This is a genomic window from Streptomyces albireticuli, assembly GCF_021228125.1.
GTDB classification, from domain to species: Bacteria; Actinomycetota; Actinomycetes; order Streptomycetales; family Streptomycetaceae; genus Streptomyces; species Streptomyces albireticuli.
On sequence record NZ_JAJQQS010000027.1, the window covers coordinates 46041 to 61735 of the forward strand.

At 71.2% G+C, this 15695-nt stretch carries 12 protein-coding genes, 1 other RNA gene and 1 pseudogene; 10 read left to right on the forward strand and 4 right to left on the reverse strand.

Features of this window, described 5'->3' with window-relative positions:
* The first annotated feature begins 427 nt into the window (after positions 1-427).
* From LUZ64_RS33955 to LUZ64_RS33970, 4 genes are all read left to right on the forward strand, one after another.
* Complete coding sequence (locus tag LUZ64_RS33955) at positions 428-2224, forward strand: serine/threonine-protein kinase (RefSeq protein WP_232390582.1); 1797 nt, start codon at positions 428-430, stop codon at positions 2222-2224.
* Positions 2225-2375: 151 nt separating this feature from the next.
* The gene (locus LUZ64_RS33960; protein WP_095584542.1) at positions 2376-3704 is read left to right on the forward strand and encodes a serine/threonine-protein kinase; all 1329 of its coding nucleotides are present in this window, start codon (positions 2376-2378) and stop codon (positions 3702-3704) included.
* Positions 3705-3930: 226 nt separating this feature from the next.
* Positions 3931-5037: a peptide chain release factor 2 gene (gene prfB / locus LUZ64_RS33965; protein WP_095580370.1), complete on the forward strand. Its 1107-nt coding sequence runs from the start codon at positions 3931-3933 to the stop codon at positions 5035-5037.
* A 225-nt stretch (positions 5038-5262) separates the two neighbouring features.
* The gene (locus tag LUZ64_RS33970) at positions 5263-6414 is read left to right on the forward strand and encodes a hypothetical protein (RefSeq protein ID WP_095580368.1); all 1152 of its coding nucleotides are present in this window, start codon (positions 5263-5265) and stop codon (positions 6412-6414) included.
* Positions 6415-6536: 122 nt separating this feature from the next.
* On the opposite strand, the gene LUZ64_RS33975 is transcribed toward LUZ64_RS33970, so the two are convergent.
* The gene (locus LUZ64_RS33975; RefSeq protein ID WP_095580366.1) at positions 6537-6731 is read right to left on the reverse strand and encodes a hypothetical protein; all 195 of its coding nucleotides are present in this window, start codon (positions 6729-6731) and stop codon (positions 6537-6539) included.
* A gap of 293 nt (positions 6732-7024) precedes the next feature.
* On the opposite strand from LUZ64_RS33975, the gene ftsE reads away from it, so the two are divergent.
* From ftsE to LUZ64_RS34005, 6 genes are all read left to right on the forward strand, one after another.
* Positions 7025-7714, forward strand: a complete 690-nt coding sequence (ftsE, locus tag LUZ64_RS33980; protein WP_095580364.1) for a cell division ATP-binding protein FtsE — start codon at positions 7025-7027, stop codon at positions 7712-7714.
* A gap of 9 nt (positions 7715-7723) precedes the next feature.
* Positions 7724-8638: a permease-like cell division protein FtsX gene (ftsX, locus tag LUZ64_RS33985; protein ID WP_095580362.1), complete on the forward strand. Its 915-nt coding sequence runs from the start codon at positions 7724-7726 to the stop codon at positions 8636-8638.
* A gap of 67 nt (positions 8639-8705) precedes the next feature.
* Positions 8706-10001 (forward strand): S41 family peptidase, encoded by a 1296-nt coding sequence (locus LUZ64_RS33990; protein WP_095580360.1) that lies wholly within the window; start codon positions 8706-8708, stop codon positions 9999-10001.
* A gap of 18 nt (positions 10002-10019) precedes the next feature.
* Positions 10020-10523 carry an SsrA-binding protein SmpB gene (gene smpB / locus LUZ64_RS33995; RefSeq protein ID WP_095580358.1) on the forward strand — a complete coding sequence of 168 codons (504 nt, stop codon included), beginning with the start codon at positions 10020-10022 and terminating at the stop codon, positions 10521-10523.
* A 101-nt stretch (positions 10524-10624) separates the two neighbouring features.
* Positions 10625-10994, forward strand: a transfer-messenger RNA (tmRNA) gene (gene ssrA, locus LUZ64_RS34000).
* Positions 10995-11137: 143 nt separating this feature from the next.
* Positions 11138-13000: a tyrosine-type recombinase/integrase gene (locus tag LUZ64_RS34005; protein ID WP_095580356.1), complete on the forward strand. Its 1863-nt coding sequence runs from the start codon at positions 11138-11140 to the stop codon at positions 12998-13000.
* A 115-nt stretch (positions 13001-13115) separates the two neighbouring features.
* On the opposite strand, the gene LUZ64_RS37390 is transcribed toward LUZ64_RS34005, so the two are convergent.
* The 3 genes and pseudogenes from LUZ64_RS37390 to LUZ64_RS34015 all read right to left on the reverse strand — a co-directional run.
* Positions 13116-13238 carry a hypothetical protein gene (locus tag LUZ64_RS37390; RefSeq protein ID WP_267897165.1) on the reverse strand — a complete coding sequence of 41 codons (123 nt, stop codon included), beginning with the start codon at positions 13236-13238 and terminating at the stop codon, positions 13116-13118.
* Positions 13225-14568, reverse strand: coding sequence for a glutamine synthetase family protein (locus LUZ64_RS34010; RefSeq protein ID WP_095580354.1), 1344 nt, complete (start codon positions 14566-14568; stop codon positions 13225-13227). Before LUZ64_RS34010 ends, LUZ64_RS37390 begins: the two co-directional genes overlap by 14 nt.
* A pseudogene (locus tag LUZ64_RS34015) lies at positions 14568-15568 on the reverse strand (amino acid permease); the annotation flags it as partial. The gene LUZ64_RS34010 and the pseudogene LUZ64_RS34015, both read right to left, overlap by 1 nt.
* Between the last annotated feature and the right edge of the window lie 127 nt (positions 15569-15695).

A 15695-nucleotide genomic window follows, 5' to 3' on the forward strand; every position in this document is an offset into this window, starting at 1 on the left:
GCATCCTCGCACCTGCCACCGACGACGCGCCCGACGAGATCCAATTCGTGATCTTGAACGACGATCGGAGTGTGCGAAAAGCGCCGTTGCTGAGCGAGTCCGGTCGCCGCCGTCTCGTGATCGGTTCGCCGGGTGCCTGTTTGGTGATGCCCGGTGACGTCTCTTGCCCTCTTTTTGCGGACGTCCCGACGTGCGCTCTTTCGCGCGCTCCTGCGCGTCGCACTGTGGCTCGTAAGGAGGCCCGTAAGGCCGCCCGCACCGCCACACCACCCACTGGTGGCAACCAAGTGTCCGGAACGCGCGTCTTTACCCCAAGCCCCCCGGATTTCGTCAAGCCGGTGGTCCGTACGACGGCACTACAGTGGGCGCAAGGCCGGGCACGACAGAGGCCATCACCAGCAAGGACCACGATCAGGGAGCGCATGACGTGCGGCCGGTAGGTAGCAAGTACCTGCTCGAGGAGGTGCTCGGACGCGGCGCGACGGGCACCGTCTGGCGAGCCCGTCAGCGGGAGGCGGCCGGCGCCGAGGCGGCGGTGGCCGGGCAGCCCGGCGAGGCCCTCGCGATCAAGGTGCTCAAGGAGGAGCTGGCCAACGACGCGGACGTCGTGATGCGCTTCCTGCGGGAGCGCTCCGTCCTGCTGCGGCTCACCCACCCCAACATCGTCCGCACCCGCGACCTCGTCGTCGAGGGCGATCTCCTCGCCCTCGTCATGGACCTCGTCGACGGCCCGGACCTGCACCGCTACCTCCGCGAGAACGGCCCCTTCACCCCGGTGGCCGCCGCCCTGCTCACCGCCCAGATCGCGGACGCGCTCGCCGCCAGCCACGCCGACGGCGTCGTCCACCGCGACCTCAAGCCCGCCAACGTCCTGCTGGCCGGCACCGGCGGGCCGACGCTGCACCCGATGCTCACCGACTTCGGCATCGCGCGCCTCGCCGACTCCCCGGGCCTGACCCGCACCCACGAGTTCGTCGGCACGCCCGCCTACGTCGCGCCCGAGTCCGCCGAGGGCCGCCCGCAGACCTCCGCCGTCGACATCTACGGCGCCGGCATCCTGCTGTACGAGCTGGTCACCGGCCGCCCGCCGTTCGCCGGGGCCACCGCCCTGGAGGTCCTGCACCAGCACCTCAGCGCCGAGCCGCGCCGCCCCAGCACCGTGCCCGAGCCCCTGTGGACGGTCATCGAGCGCTGCCTGAGTAAGCGGCCCGAGGAGCGCCCGAGCGCGGAGAACCTGGCCCGCGCGCTGCGCGTCGTCGCCGCCGGCGTCGGCGTGCACGCCTCCCCGGCCCAGGCCGAGGCCGCGCTCGGCGTCGCCGCGCTGCTCGCCCCCGACCCGGAGCCCGCGCGGGTCCCGGGCACGGGCCAGGGCTCCGCGCCCGGCGCGGGCGGCGACGCCGACCCCACCCAGGTGCTGTCCGCGACCGGCGGCGCGCCCGCCCCCTGGGCCGACCCGGACGCCGCGACCAGCTTCCTGCCCACGACCCCGCCCGCCCCCGGCGGCGACGCCGACCCCACCCGGGCGATGCCCGTCGGCTCCGGTGGCGCGCCCGACCCGACGCGCGCCATGCCGCCCGTACCGCCGGGGCCGCCCGGCGGCGACGGCGAGCACCCGTGGCAGACCCAGATGCGCGCGGCCCGCGACCGCAACGACCAGACCCAGGTGCGGTACCTCGACCCGAGCGAGGACCCGCTGCGCCGCCGCCCCCAGCGTCGTGCCCCGCAGCCGCCGCCCCAGCAGCCGCAGCAGCCCCAGCGCCCGCCGCAGCGGGCGTACGGGCAGCAGCCGCCGCAGCCGTACGCCCCGCAGCCCCAGCCGCAGCAGTACGCGCCGAGGCCCCCGCAGGCCCAGCCCCAGCAGCAGCCCCAGCCGTACGCCCCGCAGCGCCCGCCGGAGCGGCGCCGCCGTGGCGCCGAGCCGCAGCAGCGCTACCAGGAGCCCCAGCCGCAGCGGTACGCCCCGGAGCCCCCGGCCGCCCCGCGCCGAGAGCCCCGGCCGCCGCGGCAGCGCAGCGCGAACCCCATGCGGATCCCGGGTCTCGGCTGCCTCAAGGGCTGCCTTTTCATGATTGTCCTGTTGATCGTCGGTTCCTGGCTCGTCTGGGAGTTCACCCCGCTCAAGGACTGGGTCGCCGACGGCAAGAGCTTCTGGGACGCCACCTGGGGCTGGATCACGGATATGAAGGACTGGATCTCCGACCTCGGGTCGTCCAAGGGTCAGTAGCGGTGTGGATTTGTCGACACCTGACGGGTGTTTTCCGCCGCGGAAGTGGCGGTTGCTCCGGGATCGGTGTCCCTGACGCCTCCTCGGCCGCGTAGCTTGGTCGCCGGCGCCCCCGTCGGATGTCGGAGGACTGAAAGGAACCGGAACAGCCTTGGCACGGAAGATCGGCAGCCGGTACACCGCCCACCAGGTGCTGGGTCGCGGCAGTGCGGGCACGGTGTGGCTCGGCGAGGGGCCGGAGGGCCCGGTCGCCATCAAGCTCCTGCGCGAGGACCTCGCCTCGGACCAGGAGCTCGTCGGCCGGTTCGTGCAGGAGCGCGCGGCCCTGCTCGGCCTGGACCACCCGAACGTGGTGGGCGTCCGCGACCTCGTCGTGGACGGGGCCGACCTCGCCCTCGTCATGGACCTCATCCGGGGCACGGACCTGCGCACCCGGCTCGACCGGGAGCGGCGCCTCGCGCCCGAGGCCGCGGTCGCCATCGTGGCCGACGTCGCCGACGGCCTCGCCGCCGCGCACGCGGCCGGGATCGTGCACCGCGACGTCAAGCCCGAGAACGTCCTCCTCGACATGCAGGGCGAGCTCGGACCCGGCGGCGCGCACCCCGCGCTGCTCACCGACTTCGGCATCGCCCGCCTCGTGGACACCCCGCGCCCCGCGCGCGAGCGGCCCGCCGCCGCGCCCGGCCAGGGCGCGCCGGGCCGCGGGCCCAGCCCCCGCAGCGTCATCGGCACGCCCGACTACCTGGCCCCCGAGATCATCGAGGGCCTGCCGCCGCGCGCCTCCGTCGACGTCTACGCCCTCGCCACCGTCCTGTACGAGCTGCTGGCCGGCTTCACGCCCTTCGGCGGCGGCCACCCCGGCGCGGTCCTGCGGCGGCATGTCACGGAGACCGTGGCGCCGCTGCCCGGCATCCCCGACGAGCTGTGGCAGCTGATCGTCCAGTGCCTCGCGAAGGGGCCGGCCTCACGGCTGCGCGCCCCGGAGCTGGCGGCCCGGCTGCGTGAGCTGCTGCCCGGGCTCGCCGGGATACCTCCGCTGGACATCGACGAGCCCGAGGAGGACCCGGAGACGCCGGACGGCGTCGCCACCGAGCGGACGGCCCCGGACGGCGCCGCCGTCCCGGCCGGGCAGGCGGGGCAGCGGCCGCGCGGCGCGGTGCCGCTCGTGCCGGGCGCCGTCGCGGACTCCAACCGGGACACCCACACGAGCATGCGGGTGCCGACCCCGGCCGAGCTGGCGGGCGGGGCGCACGGCACGGCCCGCGCGCCCCGCGCCCCCGGCCAGCGCCGGGCGGGCTCCGCCCGGCACCGCTCGCCGGCGGAGACCCGGCGCCGCCGCATCAAGCTCGGCGCGGCGGCGGTGGCGCTGGCCGCGGCGGCGGGGGTGGGGACGTGGTTCGCGACGTCGGGGCAGTCCGGGGACGCTCCGCGGAAGTCGCCGGCGGTGCAGCGGACGGACGCGCCGGCGCGGGTGCCGTAGGGGGTGGCGGGGTCGTGGGCAGGGTGCGCCCGCGGCGGGCCTTGTCCCCACCCCGCCCCTTCCCGTAACCGGGGGCAAGCCCCCGGGCCCCCGGTTCCGCGCTGACGCGCGGTGGCCTCAATCGCCGGCCGGGCTTGATCCCGCCCCCGCCCGAAATGCGGCGGCTTCCGCCCCGCGGCAACCCGCTTCGGGGCAGGCAGCCCGGCGCAGCCGTTAGGCTGGGTGCGTGGCAGTCGTTGACGTATCCGAAGAGCTGAAGTCCCTCTCCTCGACCATGGGGTCGATCGAGGCCGTCCTGGACCTCGACAAGATGAGGGCTGACATCGCCGTGCTCGAGGAGCAGGCGGCCGCCCCCTCCCTCTGGGACGACCCGGAGGCGGCACAGAAGATCACCAGCCAGCTGTCGCACCTCCAGGCGGAGCTCCGCAAGGCGGAGTCCCTGCGTGGCCGGATCGACGACCTCTCCGTGCTCTTCGAGCTCGCCGAGGCCGAGGACGACGCCGACGCGCTCGCCGAGGCCGAGGCCGAGCTCACCGCCGTCCGCAAGGCGCTGGACGAGATGGAGGTCCGTACCCTCCTCTCCGGCGAGTACGACTCCCGCGAGGCGCTGGTCAACATCCGCGCCGAGGCCGGTGGCGTCGACGCCTCCGACTTCGCCGAGCGCCTCCAGCGCATGTACCTCCGCTGGGCCGAGCGCCACGGCTACAAGACGGAGGTCTACGAAACCTCCTACGCCGAAGAGGCCGGCATCAAGTCGACCACCTTCGCCGTCCAGGTCCCGTACGCCTACGGCACGCTCTCCGTCGAGCAGGGCACCCACCGCCTCGTCCGCATCTCGCCCTTCGACAACCAGGGCCGCCGCCAGACCTCCTTCGCGGGCGTCGAGGTGCTCCCCGTCGTCGAGCAGACCGACCACGTCGAGATCGACGAGTCCGAGCTCCGCGTCGACGTGTACCGCTCCTCCGGCCCCGGCGGTCAGGGCGTCAACACCACCGACTCCGCGGTGCGCCTGACGCACATCCCGACCGGCATCGTCGTCTCCTGCCAGAACGAGCGCTCGCAGATCCAGAACAAGGCGACCGCCATGAACGTCCTCCAGGCCAAGCTCCTCGAGCGCCGCCGCCAGGAGGAGCAGGCCAAGATGGACGCGCTCAAGGGCGACAGCAGCGGCTCCTGGGGCAACCAGATGCGCTCCTACGTCCTGCACCCGTACCAGATGGTCAAGGACCTCCGTACGGAGTTCGAGGTCGGCAACCCCACCTCCGTCCTCGACGGCGACATCGACGGCTTCCTCGAGGCCGGCATCCGCTGGCGCAAGCAGCAGGAGAAGTAACCCCAAACCCCCGCACAGCCGGACAGTCCCGCCCGTAACTTCCTTGACGCTGCATCAAAAACTGGGAAGGCTGGCGCGTGGCACGCGTATCACTGGGGCGCGTGTGGCGGGGGGCGAGCGGCCGGCCGATACGGCCGGCTACGCCGAACTTTCCGGCCCCCAGGCGCCACCGCCCCGTGCATAGCTGCTCCAATGACGAGATCGGCTACTGGGGGTAGCAGGCATATGACCAAGAAGACGCGGCTGCGCGTCGCGCGCATAGCCGCCGGCGCGGTCGTCGCCGCCGGCGCTTCGCTGACGGCGGCCGGCGCGGCCTCCGCGGCGGGCGTCCACGTCGCCGGGGTCGGCGTGAAGGCGGACGTCAAGGTCCGCTCCGTTGCCGTGGACGGCGACCCGAACGAGATCCCGCAGCCGCCGACCACCGGCGGCAACGAGACCGGTGGTACGGGCACCGGCGGTACCGAGACCGGCGGCCCGTCCTCCGGTGGTACCGGCACGGGCGGTTCCGAGACGGGCGGCCCCTCCTCGGGCGGCACCGGCACCGGTGGCAACGAGACGGGCGGTTCCGAGACCGGCGGCCCGTCCTCGGGCGGCACCGGCACGGGCGGCTCCGAGACCGGCGGCCCCTCCTCCGGCGGCACCGGCACCGGTGGCAATGAGACCGGTGGTACGGGTACGGGCGGCAATGAGACCGGCGGTACCGGCACCGGTGGTAACGAGACCGGTGGTACGGGTACGGGCGGTAACGAGACCGGTGGCACGGGCACCGGTGGTAACGAGACCGGTGGTACCGGCACCGGTGGCAATGAGACCGGCGGCACGGGTACGGGCGGTAACGAGACCGGCGGTACCGGCACCGGCGGCAACGAGACCGGCGGCACGGGCTCCAACGGCTCGACGGGTTCGACCGGCTCGACCGGTTCCACCGGGAGCACCGGCTCGACCGGCAGCACCGGCTCCACCGGTTCCGGCGGCTCCTCCTCCGGCTCGTCCGGTTCCTCCGGCTCCACCGGCTCGACCGGCTCCTCCACCGGTGGCGACGAGAGCGGCTCCGGCTCCACCGGCAGCACCGGCTCCACCGGCGACGACCACACCGGTGCGACCACCGGCGGCACCGACAAGGGCGACCAGGGCGACAAGGCCGACGAAGGCCGCACCTGCCCCGTCGACACCGCCGGCAACTGCGGCTCCAACACGGACACCGACGGCGCGGGCACCAAGCCCGTGCAGCAGGCCAAGCCCAAGGAGCAGCTCGCCGAGACCGGCGCCGGCCAGACGACCTTCCTGGTCGTCGGCGCCGCGACGATGATCGCCGGCGGCGTCGGCTTCCGTCTGCTGCCGCGTCTGATGACGCGCGGCAACGCCGCCGCGGCCTGACGCACCCGCCCCGGCCGCACCGGCCGGGGCGCGTGGACACAGCGAAGGGCCCGGAGCGATGACGCTCCGGGCCCTTCGCGCGCTCGTACGCGCCCCGCGAGGCGCGCCGTGTGAGCGGGTGGCTACGCGGCGAAGTTCTGGGCGACCAGTGCCACGGCTATCAGCGCCACCAGCAGCGCGAGCAGCGTGGCCGGGGTCAGCCCGGCGAAGATGCCTTCCTGGTGCTGAAGGCGCTCCCTGCTGGCCCGGCACACGGGGCAGCGGCCCTCGCTGACGGGGGCCGCGCAGTTGGCGCACACCAGTCGGTCGCATGTCATGCGATCTCCTCCTCCGGTACGTCCAACGCGTGGGAGAGCCGAGCGGTTCCCCTTACCACTGTGCCAGCTTCCCCGCCGTTCGGCGCGACCGGTCGGCGGAGGCGAGGGGCCACGACCGGGGAGGCTGTTCCCATTGCCTGATTTTGTCCCCCGGGGCGGTGCCCGCAAACGCGCCATCACCCGATGCCGACTGCGCGTGCACCGGTCGGTCGCGTATGGTCACGGACACCGACGGGAGCCGCGGCCGCGCGGTTGTTCCGTGCCCCCTGTCCAGGTCGACTCTTGGTGCCCCCGTGATCCGATTCGACAATGTCTCCAAGTCCTACCCCAAGCAGAACCGCCCCGCGCTCCGCGACGTCTCGCTGGAGATCGAGAAGGGCGAGTTCGTCTTCCTGGTCGGTTCCTCGGGATCCGGTAAATCCACCTTCCTGAGACTGCTCCTGCGCGAGGAGCGGGCCAGCGCGGGCCAGGTCCACGTGCTCGGCAAGGACCTCGCCCGGCTCTCGAACTGGAAGGTGCCCCAGATGCGCCGCCAGCTGGGCACGGTCTTCCAGGACTTCCGGCTGCTGCCCAACAAGACCGTCAGCGAGAACGTGGCCTTCGCCCTGGAGGTCATCGGCAAGCCCCGCGGCGAGATCCGCAAGGCCGTCCCGCAGGTCCTGGAGCTGGTGGGCCTCGGCGGCAAGGAGGGCCGGATGCCCGGCGAGCTCTCGGGCGGTGAGCAGCAGCGCGTGGCCATCGCCCGCGCCTTCGTCAACCGCCCGATGCTGCTGATCGCCGACGAGCCGACCGGCAACCTCGACCCGCAGACCTCCGTCGGCATCATGAAGCTGCTGGACCGGATCAACAGGACCGGGACCACCGTCATCATGGCGACCCACGACCAGCAGATCGTGGACCAGATGCGCAAGCGCGTCATCGAATTGGAACAGGGCCGTCTCGTACGCGACCAGTCGCGCGGCGTCTACGGCTACCAGCACTGAAAGGACGCCATGCGCGCCCAGTTCGTCCTGTCGGAGATCGGCGTCGGTCTCCGCCGCAATCTCACGATGACCTTCGCGGTGATCGTCTCCGTGGCTCTGTCGCTCGCGCTCTTCGGCGGCTCGCTGCTCATGCGCGAGCAGGTCAGCACGATGAAGGGCTTCTGGTACGACAAGGTCAACGTCTCGATCTACCTCTGCAACAAGACCGACGCGCAGTCCTTCCCGGCCTGCGCCAAGGGTGCGGCGACCGAGGACCAGAAGAAGGAGATCCGCGCCGACCTGGAGAAGATGGCGGTCGTCCAGAAGGTGCAGTTCGAGACGTCCGACGAGGCGTACAAGCACTACAAGGAGCAGTTCGGGAAGGACTCGCCGATCGCCGCCTCGGTGACCCCGGACCAGATGCAGGAGTCCTTCCGGATCAAGCTGAAGGACCCCACCAAGTTCCAGGTCATCTCCACCGCCTTCTCGGAGCGCCCCGGCGTGCAGATGGTGCAGGACCAGAAGAACGTCCTGTCCGATCTGTTCAACCTCCTCAACGGCATGAACTTCGCGGCGCTCGGCGTGATGGGCCTGATGCTCGTCGTCGCCCTGATGCTGATCGTCAACACGGTCCGGGTATCCGCGTTCAGCCGTCGGCGGGAGACCGGCATCATGCGTCTGGTCGGCGCGTCCAGCTTCTACATCCAGATCCCCTTCGTCATGGAGGCGGCCTTCGCCGGTCTCCTGGGCGCGGGCCTGGCCTGCGTGCTGCTGGTCGGCGGCCAGTACTTCCTCGTCAACAACTGGCTCGTGAACCACATCGACGTCATCACCTTCATCGGGTGGGACGCGGTGCTGGCCAAGCTGCCGCTGGTGCTGGCGATGGGGCTGCTGATGCCCGCCCTGGCGGCCTTCGCCGCCCTGCGGAAGTACCTCAAGGTCTGACGGGCACCGAGGGCGCCGTGCGGTCAACTCCCCGTACGGCGCCCTTCCGTGTCCTAGACTCACGCGCATGCCCGGCCCGTCGATGTTCGTCCCGCGGCGCCGCGCCCGCCACGCCGCCGCGCTGACACTGGTCTTCGCGGGAGTACTGGCGACGGGCGCCGCGGCCGGCTCCTGGAGCGCGGACGCGCAGGAGGGCCGGGAGCGGTCCCGGACCCGCACCTTCGCCCACCCGGCCGGGGCGCCCGGCGGCGCCGCGGAGGATCAGGCTCCGGCGCTCCCGGTGGACCGCCGCGCCGTCGAGGCCGCCGCCGCGCAGGCCGCGCAGGACGGCAAATCGGGCTCGGAGGCCGCCACGGAGGTCGTCACGCGCAGCGGCGACCGCTGGTCCGCCGTCTACAGCGCCCGCGAGTACGAGGGGTTCGCGCGCTCCCTCGACGGCGGCTACGTCGGCGTCGGCCTGTCCGCCCGGCGGTCCGCCGAGGGCCGCACGGAGGTCGACAGCGTCCGCCCCGGCAGCCCCGCCGCCCGGGCGGGCATCCGGCCCGGCGACCGGATCCGCAGCGTCGACGGCCAGGAGGTCGACGGCTTCCCCGTCACCGAGGTCGTCGCCCGGCTGCGCGGCGACGCGGCGGCACCCGGCCGGTGGGGCGGGAGCGGCGAGGGCGACGGGGGAAACGGGCCGCCGTCCGCCGTGGGGGTGCCCGGTACGCCCGTGACGGTCGGGCTCCGGCGTGGCGACCGGGTCTGGGACCGCACGCTGTACCGGGCGCGGCTGGTCACCGAGAGCGTCGCCGTGGAGCGGCTCCAGGACGAGGGGACGGGGGCGCGGGCCACCCGTATCAAGGTCGAGTCGTTCACCCGGGGCACCGGCGAGCGGGTCGGCCGGGCCGTGCGCGCGGCCGGGCCGGCCGAGGGGATCCTGCTGGACCTGCGGGGCAACAGCGGCGGTCTGGTGACCGAGGCGGTCACCGCCGCCTCCGCCTTCCTCGACGGCGGCCTCGTCGCCACCTACGACGTCCGGGGCAGCCAGCGCGCCCTGGAGGCCCGGCCCGGCGGCGCCACCCGGCCGCCGCTCGTGGTGCTTGTCGACGGCGGCACGATGAGCGCCGCCGAGCTGCTGACCGGCGCCCTCCAGGACCGCGGCCGGGCCGTCGTCGTCGGCTCCCCGACCTTCGGTAAGGGCTCGGTGCAGATGCCCACCCGGCTCGCGGACGGCTCGGTCGCCGAGCTGACCGTCGGCCACTACCGCACGCCCGGCGGGCGGACGGTGGACGGCCGGGGCATCGCACCCGACCTGGTCGTCCGCGGGGACGCCGAGCGGCGGGCCCGCACAGTATTGAGTGGCCTCGGGGGTGGGTCGTAGTGCGAGAATGGCCGCGCTATGGCTAAGAAAGAGAAGACGGGTCGCAAACTGGTCGCGCAGAACAAGAAAGCGCGCCACGATTACCACATTCTGGACACCTACGAGTGCGGCATGGTGCTGACCGGCACCGAGGTCAAGTCGCTGCGCCAGGGGCGTTCCTCGCTGGCGGACGGCTTCGTCCAGATCGACGGCGGCGAGGCCTGGCTGCACAACGCCCACATCCCCGAGTACGCCCAGGGCACGTGGACGAACCACAGCGCGCGCCGCAAGCGCAAGCTGCTGATGCACCGGGCGGAGATCGACAAGCTCGACTCGAAGTCGCAGGAGACGGGGCACACGATCGTGCCGCTCGCCATCTACTTCAAGGAAGGCCGGGCCAAGGTCGAGATCGCCCTGGCCAAGGGCAAGAAGGAGTACGACAAGCGGCAGACGCTGCGCGAGAAGCAGGACACGCGCGAGTCGAACCGTGCCATCGCCGCCGCCCGCAGGCGGCAGCAGACCCAGCGGGCCCAGCGGGGCTAGCCCCTCCCGGGTAATTCGCTGGCACCGTCGTGCGTCGGTCACGTACGATGGGCTCACCGCACACCGGCTGGTAACCGGTGCGCAGTTTGAAAACACAACATGGGGATGATCGGTTTCGACAGCGGATGTCGAAGCAGGGGAAGCGTGTCGAGGAAGCGGCAATGATCTCGTAAACCATATGTCGCAACCAATAATCGCCAACACCAAGCGCGATTCCTTCGCCCTCGCTGCCTAAGTAGCGACTTGCGAAGTGTCAGCCCGGGGCTGTTCCCGACCCGGATCCTGGCATCAGCTAGGGGACTAAACCACCAGGCCCGGCCGCGGGGCCTGGTGGGAAATCAAACAGCGGCTGGGCCCGTCGGAGACTTGTTCGCGTGATCTCCGGGGCCGAGAAAATCGCAGCGGACTGCACACGGAGAAGCCCTGATTCCGCACCGTTGGACGCGGGTTCGATTCCCGCCATCTCCACTCCCCATGACCCCCTCTGACCTGCGGAAACGTACGGACAGAGGGGGTTTCTTCATGTTGAGGCGGCACCAAGGCGTCACCGACGTCACCTGGATGGGCGATCGCGCCTCGTTCGCCGTCGTCACGTCCGATCAGAGGATGTGACGGTGGCCACACGAACTGCTGCGCGGAGTAAGCGCCCCGAAGGCATCCAGATCCGGACCCTCAAAGACGGCAGTCTCAGTTACAAGGTCGACTGGCGCGAGGGTGGTACCCGGACCGGCGAGCGGCGCTCGTACTCCTTCGACGATCTTGAGGAGGCCAAGCGCTTCCGGATCGCGCTCGTCGCCAACGGCTTCCGGGATCCGTACGAGGCTGAGGAGTGGGCGGTCTTCCTCGGTACGGCCCCTGACCAACCGGTGGGCCTGACCTTCCGTGCTGTCGCCAAGGAGTACCTGGCGACCCTGACAGATGCGGACCGCCGCACCGTCGCCGAATACCTGACGAAGCTGGAGACCCACGTATTCGAGGCCATGGTCGAGCTTCCCGGCGGCAAGAGGATCGGCCCGTTGGGGAGGCTTCTCGTGGAGCGCTACGAGGGTCGCGCCGGTACCGACATCGTCCAGGCGTGGGTCAGCTACATGGGGACGAAGCGGCACAGCCGAGGGAAGTACGCCCCGAAGACGATCATCAACATCCATGGGTGCGTGATCTCGCCTGTCTTTGAGTACGCGGTCGACCGCGGCTATATCAAGTCCAACCCTTGCCGGGGTGTGCGGCTGCCAGAGAACAAGGGCAAGACCGTCAAGCTGGAGAACATCCTCGAAGAGGAAGAGGCCCCCGACTGGATCGCCTGCGCCTACGGCGTCGACCAGGACACCGGTGACCTCACCTACACGATCCTCGGGACCGGTCTTCGCTGGGGTGAGGCCACTGCGCTGCGCCCCTGTGACGTGAACGTGCGGAAGCGGACGATCTCCGTGATGCAGGTACTCAAGGAGGACGAGAAGCGCCGCCTGTACCTGGACACCATGGAGGGCAAGAGCGTTAACGCGTTCCGGACGCTCTCGTGCCCGGACGAGGTCATGTTCATCCTCGTCCGCCGCATGAAGGGCAAGGGGGCCAAGGACCTGCTCTTCCCGCCGCCGGGCCGTCGCGGAGCGATCTACTGGCGCAATGCACACTTCAACACCGCCCGGTGGAAGAAGGTCAAGAAGCTCGCCGTGGAGCGGGGTCTGACCAAGGACCCGCACCCGCACAGCCTCCGGCACAGCCACGCGAGCCACCTGCTGTCGAAGCACACCATCGAGGCCGTATCCAAGCGGCTGGGCCACAGCAGCTCGGTCATCACCAGTGCGATCTACGGCCACCTCACCGCGGGCGCGGATGCGGCGATGGCCGTCACGGCCGGCGCGATCCTGAGCGGCGGAGCCAAGGCGCGCCACCTCCACCCTGTTCCGGATCTGTCTGCCGCCCTTAGCGGGCCTTCCGTGCCGCCGGAGACGGCACCGGACGCTACTTCGCAGCCGTCCGATCCCAACCCCTCAGCGGTCTACGTCGCTCACCTCGACGGGCGCCGGGTGCCGTTCACGTACCGCGAGCACGCGGCGGCCGTGGTCGAGCAATGGCGGGTGGACAGGCCGGGCCGACCGGCGGAGGTGGAGGACTGGGACCGAGGAGAGTGGGAGCACCGAGGCCCCGGAGGAACGCGCGCCGTACGGGACCGGATTCCGGATCGCCGGATCGTGCACCTTGCGGTGGCCTCCTACTTGCCCGACGGAGTGCGCTTCCGTGAGCACGCCTGGACGCTGGCGGCATGGGAGTTCGAGGTCGACAGCTACACCCTGCGGCCGGGCGAGGGCTGGACCGAGCGGTGCCCGGGGCCTGAACGGGTCGTGGAGGCGCGCGCGAAGGGCTTGGATGCCGAGGCCGTCGCCGTGGCGTTCGAGCAGGCCAAGCAGCAGGCAGTGCTGCGGTGTGCTCGCCCGGCCTTGTTCGGAGATGCTGAGGGGGTGCTGGAAGCCGGTTAGCGAATGACGGGACCTCAACGCCAATGCGCGAACCCCGGCCATCGAGGGGGACGCACGGGGCGTGCCGCCTCTGGTGGCCGAGGCCTTGGCGAGTGCTTCGCGAGTGAGTGCGGAGCTACTTGGTGCAGGTGAGCACGATCGCCTGGTCGGCGTCCAGCTCTTCGCCGGGCTCGGTGTGCACCACCGCGCCGGACACCGCGTGACGGAGGACCGCGGTGACACCATCAGGCTCGTGCAAAGCCTCTGCGGCGCTCGGCGTCGGTGACGACTCGGCGGTGGGCATCGAGCTCGATCTGGCCGAGACGTGTGTGGTGCTCGACCGCGTCGGCGCCGAGTGCCTTCATCACCACAGGGCTGTCACGGAAGGCGTCCAGCGCTTCTTGGAGTGAGAGGGGGACGGCCCTCGCGTTCTGTGCCTCGTAGGCGTTCCCGGTGAAGGACGGCGAGGGCTGCAAGTCGTTGTCGATCGCGTCGGAGACGGAGGCGACCGCGGCGGCCAGGGCCAGGTAGGGGTTGGCGTCGGCGCCGGGCAAACGGATCTCGATGTGCAGTCCGTTGCCGTGGCCGACGATCCTCACTGCGCAGGTGCGATTGTCGAATCCCCAGGTCAGGTGTGTCGGGGCGAAGGCGGCCAGGGAATCGGTCAGCCCTGCGATGGCTTGAAGCGCGAGCGGGGAGAGACCGCCGTCGTCGGCTGCGAGCGCTGGTTGATCACCGCGCCACAGGGACAGATGGAGGTGGAGGCCGCTGGCCTGTCCGGTCTCGGGTGCGGCCATGAACGTGGGCGCCATCCCTGAGCGCTGGGCGATGGAGCGTACGGCGTGCTTGAACACCGTGTGCCCGTCGCAGGCGGCCAGGACATCCCCGTAGGGGAAGGTGACTTCCACTTGCCCGGTGGCGGACTCGGTCTTGATGGCTTCCACCGGCAGCCCCGCACCGCCCAGCGCGGCTTGCAGGCGGCGCATGAAGCGGTCGAGGGCCGGGTTGTGATCGAGGGCGTAGTCGAGGTTGTCAGTAGCCGCCGGACGGAGGTTTTGGTAGCCGGTCTCAGCGGCTTGGGCGTAGCTGCCCTGATAGAGGATGAACTCGGTCTCCAGACCCGCCTTGGTGGTCAGCCCCCGGTCGGCCAGCCGGTCGAGCTGGTGGCGCAGCATCTGCCGTGGTGCCACTTCGAGGGGCTGCCCGTTCTGATCGTGGGCGTCGGCGTGGACCAGGGCCGTGCGCGGCATCCACGGGAGGGCACGGATGGTGGAGAGGTCGGGGACGGCCCGCAGGTCCTGGTAGCCGCTCTCCCACGAGGTGAGCGCGAAGCCGTCGACGGGGTTCATGTCGACGTCGGTGGCGAGCACGTACACGCACATGTCCGTGTCGCCGGTGGCGATGCGGTCGAGGAAGTGCCTGGCTCCGTAGCGCTTGCCTTTCAGCCTGCCTTGGAGGTCAGGCAAGGCGAGCAGCACGGTGTCGATCTGGCCGGACTGGACCCGCTTCCGGAGGCCGTCGAGGGTGAGCTTTCCGATGGGGCGGCTGGCCGTCGTGCGCTCGGCACTGGTCGGTGTCGTGGTGGTCATCAGAAGATCTCCTCCTCGAGTTCGGCCGTCTCGCGGGCATGCCGTACGTGGGGGTTTCGTAGGAGCGGCGGCCAGCCACGTGCCACCAGACGGTGGCCAGAAGCAGGACTGCGGCCAGAGCGACGGGGGCGTAGTTGAACGTCTCGGTGGTCATCGGGTAGCTCTGCGGGAGCAGGAAGAGCACGGTCACGAAAGCTACCCAGACGGCGGCGATCCAGCCGACGAGCGGGCTCCAGGACCCAAGGTTCCAAGGACCGGGCTGGAACGTGCGCCGGCTCCGGCGCCGGAGGTAGATCGGGATCGCATACGCGGGGGTGATGCCGATGACGTTGATCGCGGTGACCGCTCCGTAGGCGGTGGTGCTGTAGAGGGAGGGCGCGGCGAGGATGGCGGCGACGATGACCGACAGCCACACGGCCTTGACCGGCGTGCGGGTACGGTCGGACACCGTCCTTCACCAGCGCGAGCCGGGCAGGGCGCCGTCTCGGGAGAAGGCGAAGACCATGCGGGAGCAGGCGGCGACCTCGGCGTTGCCGCAGAACAACTGCGCCACGATCACGATCAGCAGCAGCGCCTTCGCACCGCCCGTACCGAGGGCATCGAGGAAGATCTGCGCGGGCGGCACACCCGTCTCGGACCTCTGGGTGCCGGCGTAGTCCTGGATGGCGAAGGTGAGGCGCGCGAGGAGGACGCCGCCAGCCAGCCAGGACCAGGCGATCGCGCGGACGATGCCGCGGGCGGCGTTGACCTGGGCGCCGGTGGTCTCCTCGGACAGGTGGGCGGAGGCGTCGTAGCCGCTGAAGGTGTACTGGGCCAGCAGCAGGCCGATCAGGACGACGTACCAGTGCGCGCTCCAGCCGGTGTCGTTGACGAACTTCCCGAACACGAACGACGCCGACTGGTGGTGCGAGGGCACCGCCCACAGCACGCCCACGATCACTGCTACGCCGGTCAGGTGCCACCAGACGCTGACGGAGTTGAGGATGCTCACCAGGCGGACGGGCCTTGACCCCGGAGTTTGAACACGTCTATGCGGCTTGAGTCAGGGTAGTTGCTGCTGGTTGGAAGTCGTTCTCGTAGGCGATCGGGGACCGCTGGCCGAGGCGGGAGTGCCGGCGTCGGGTGTT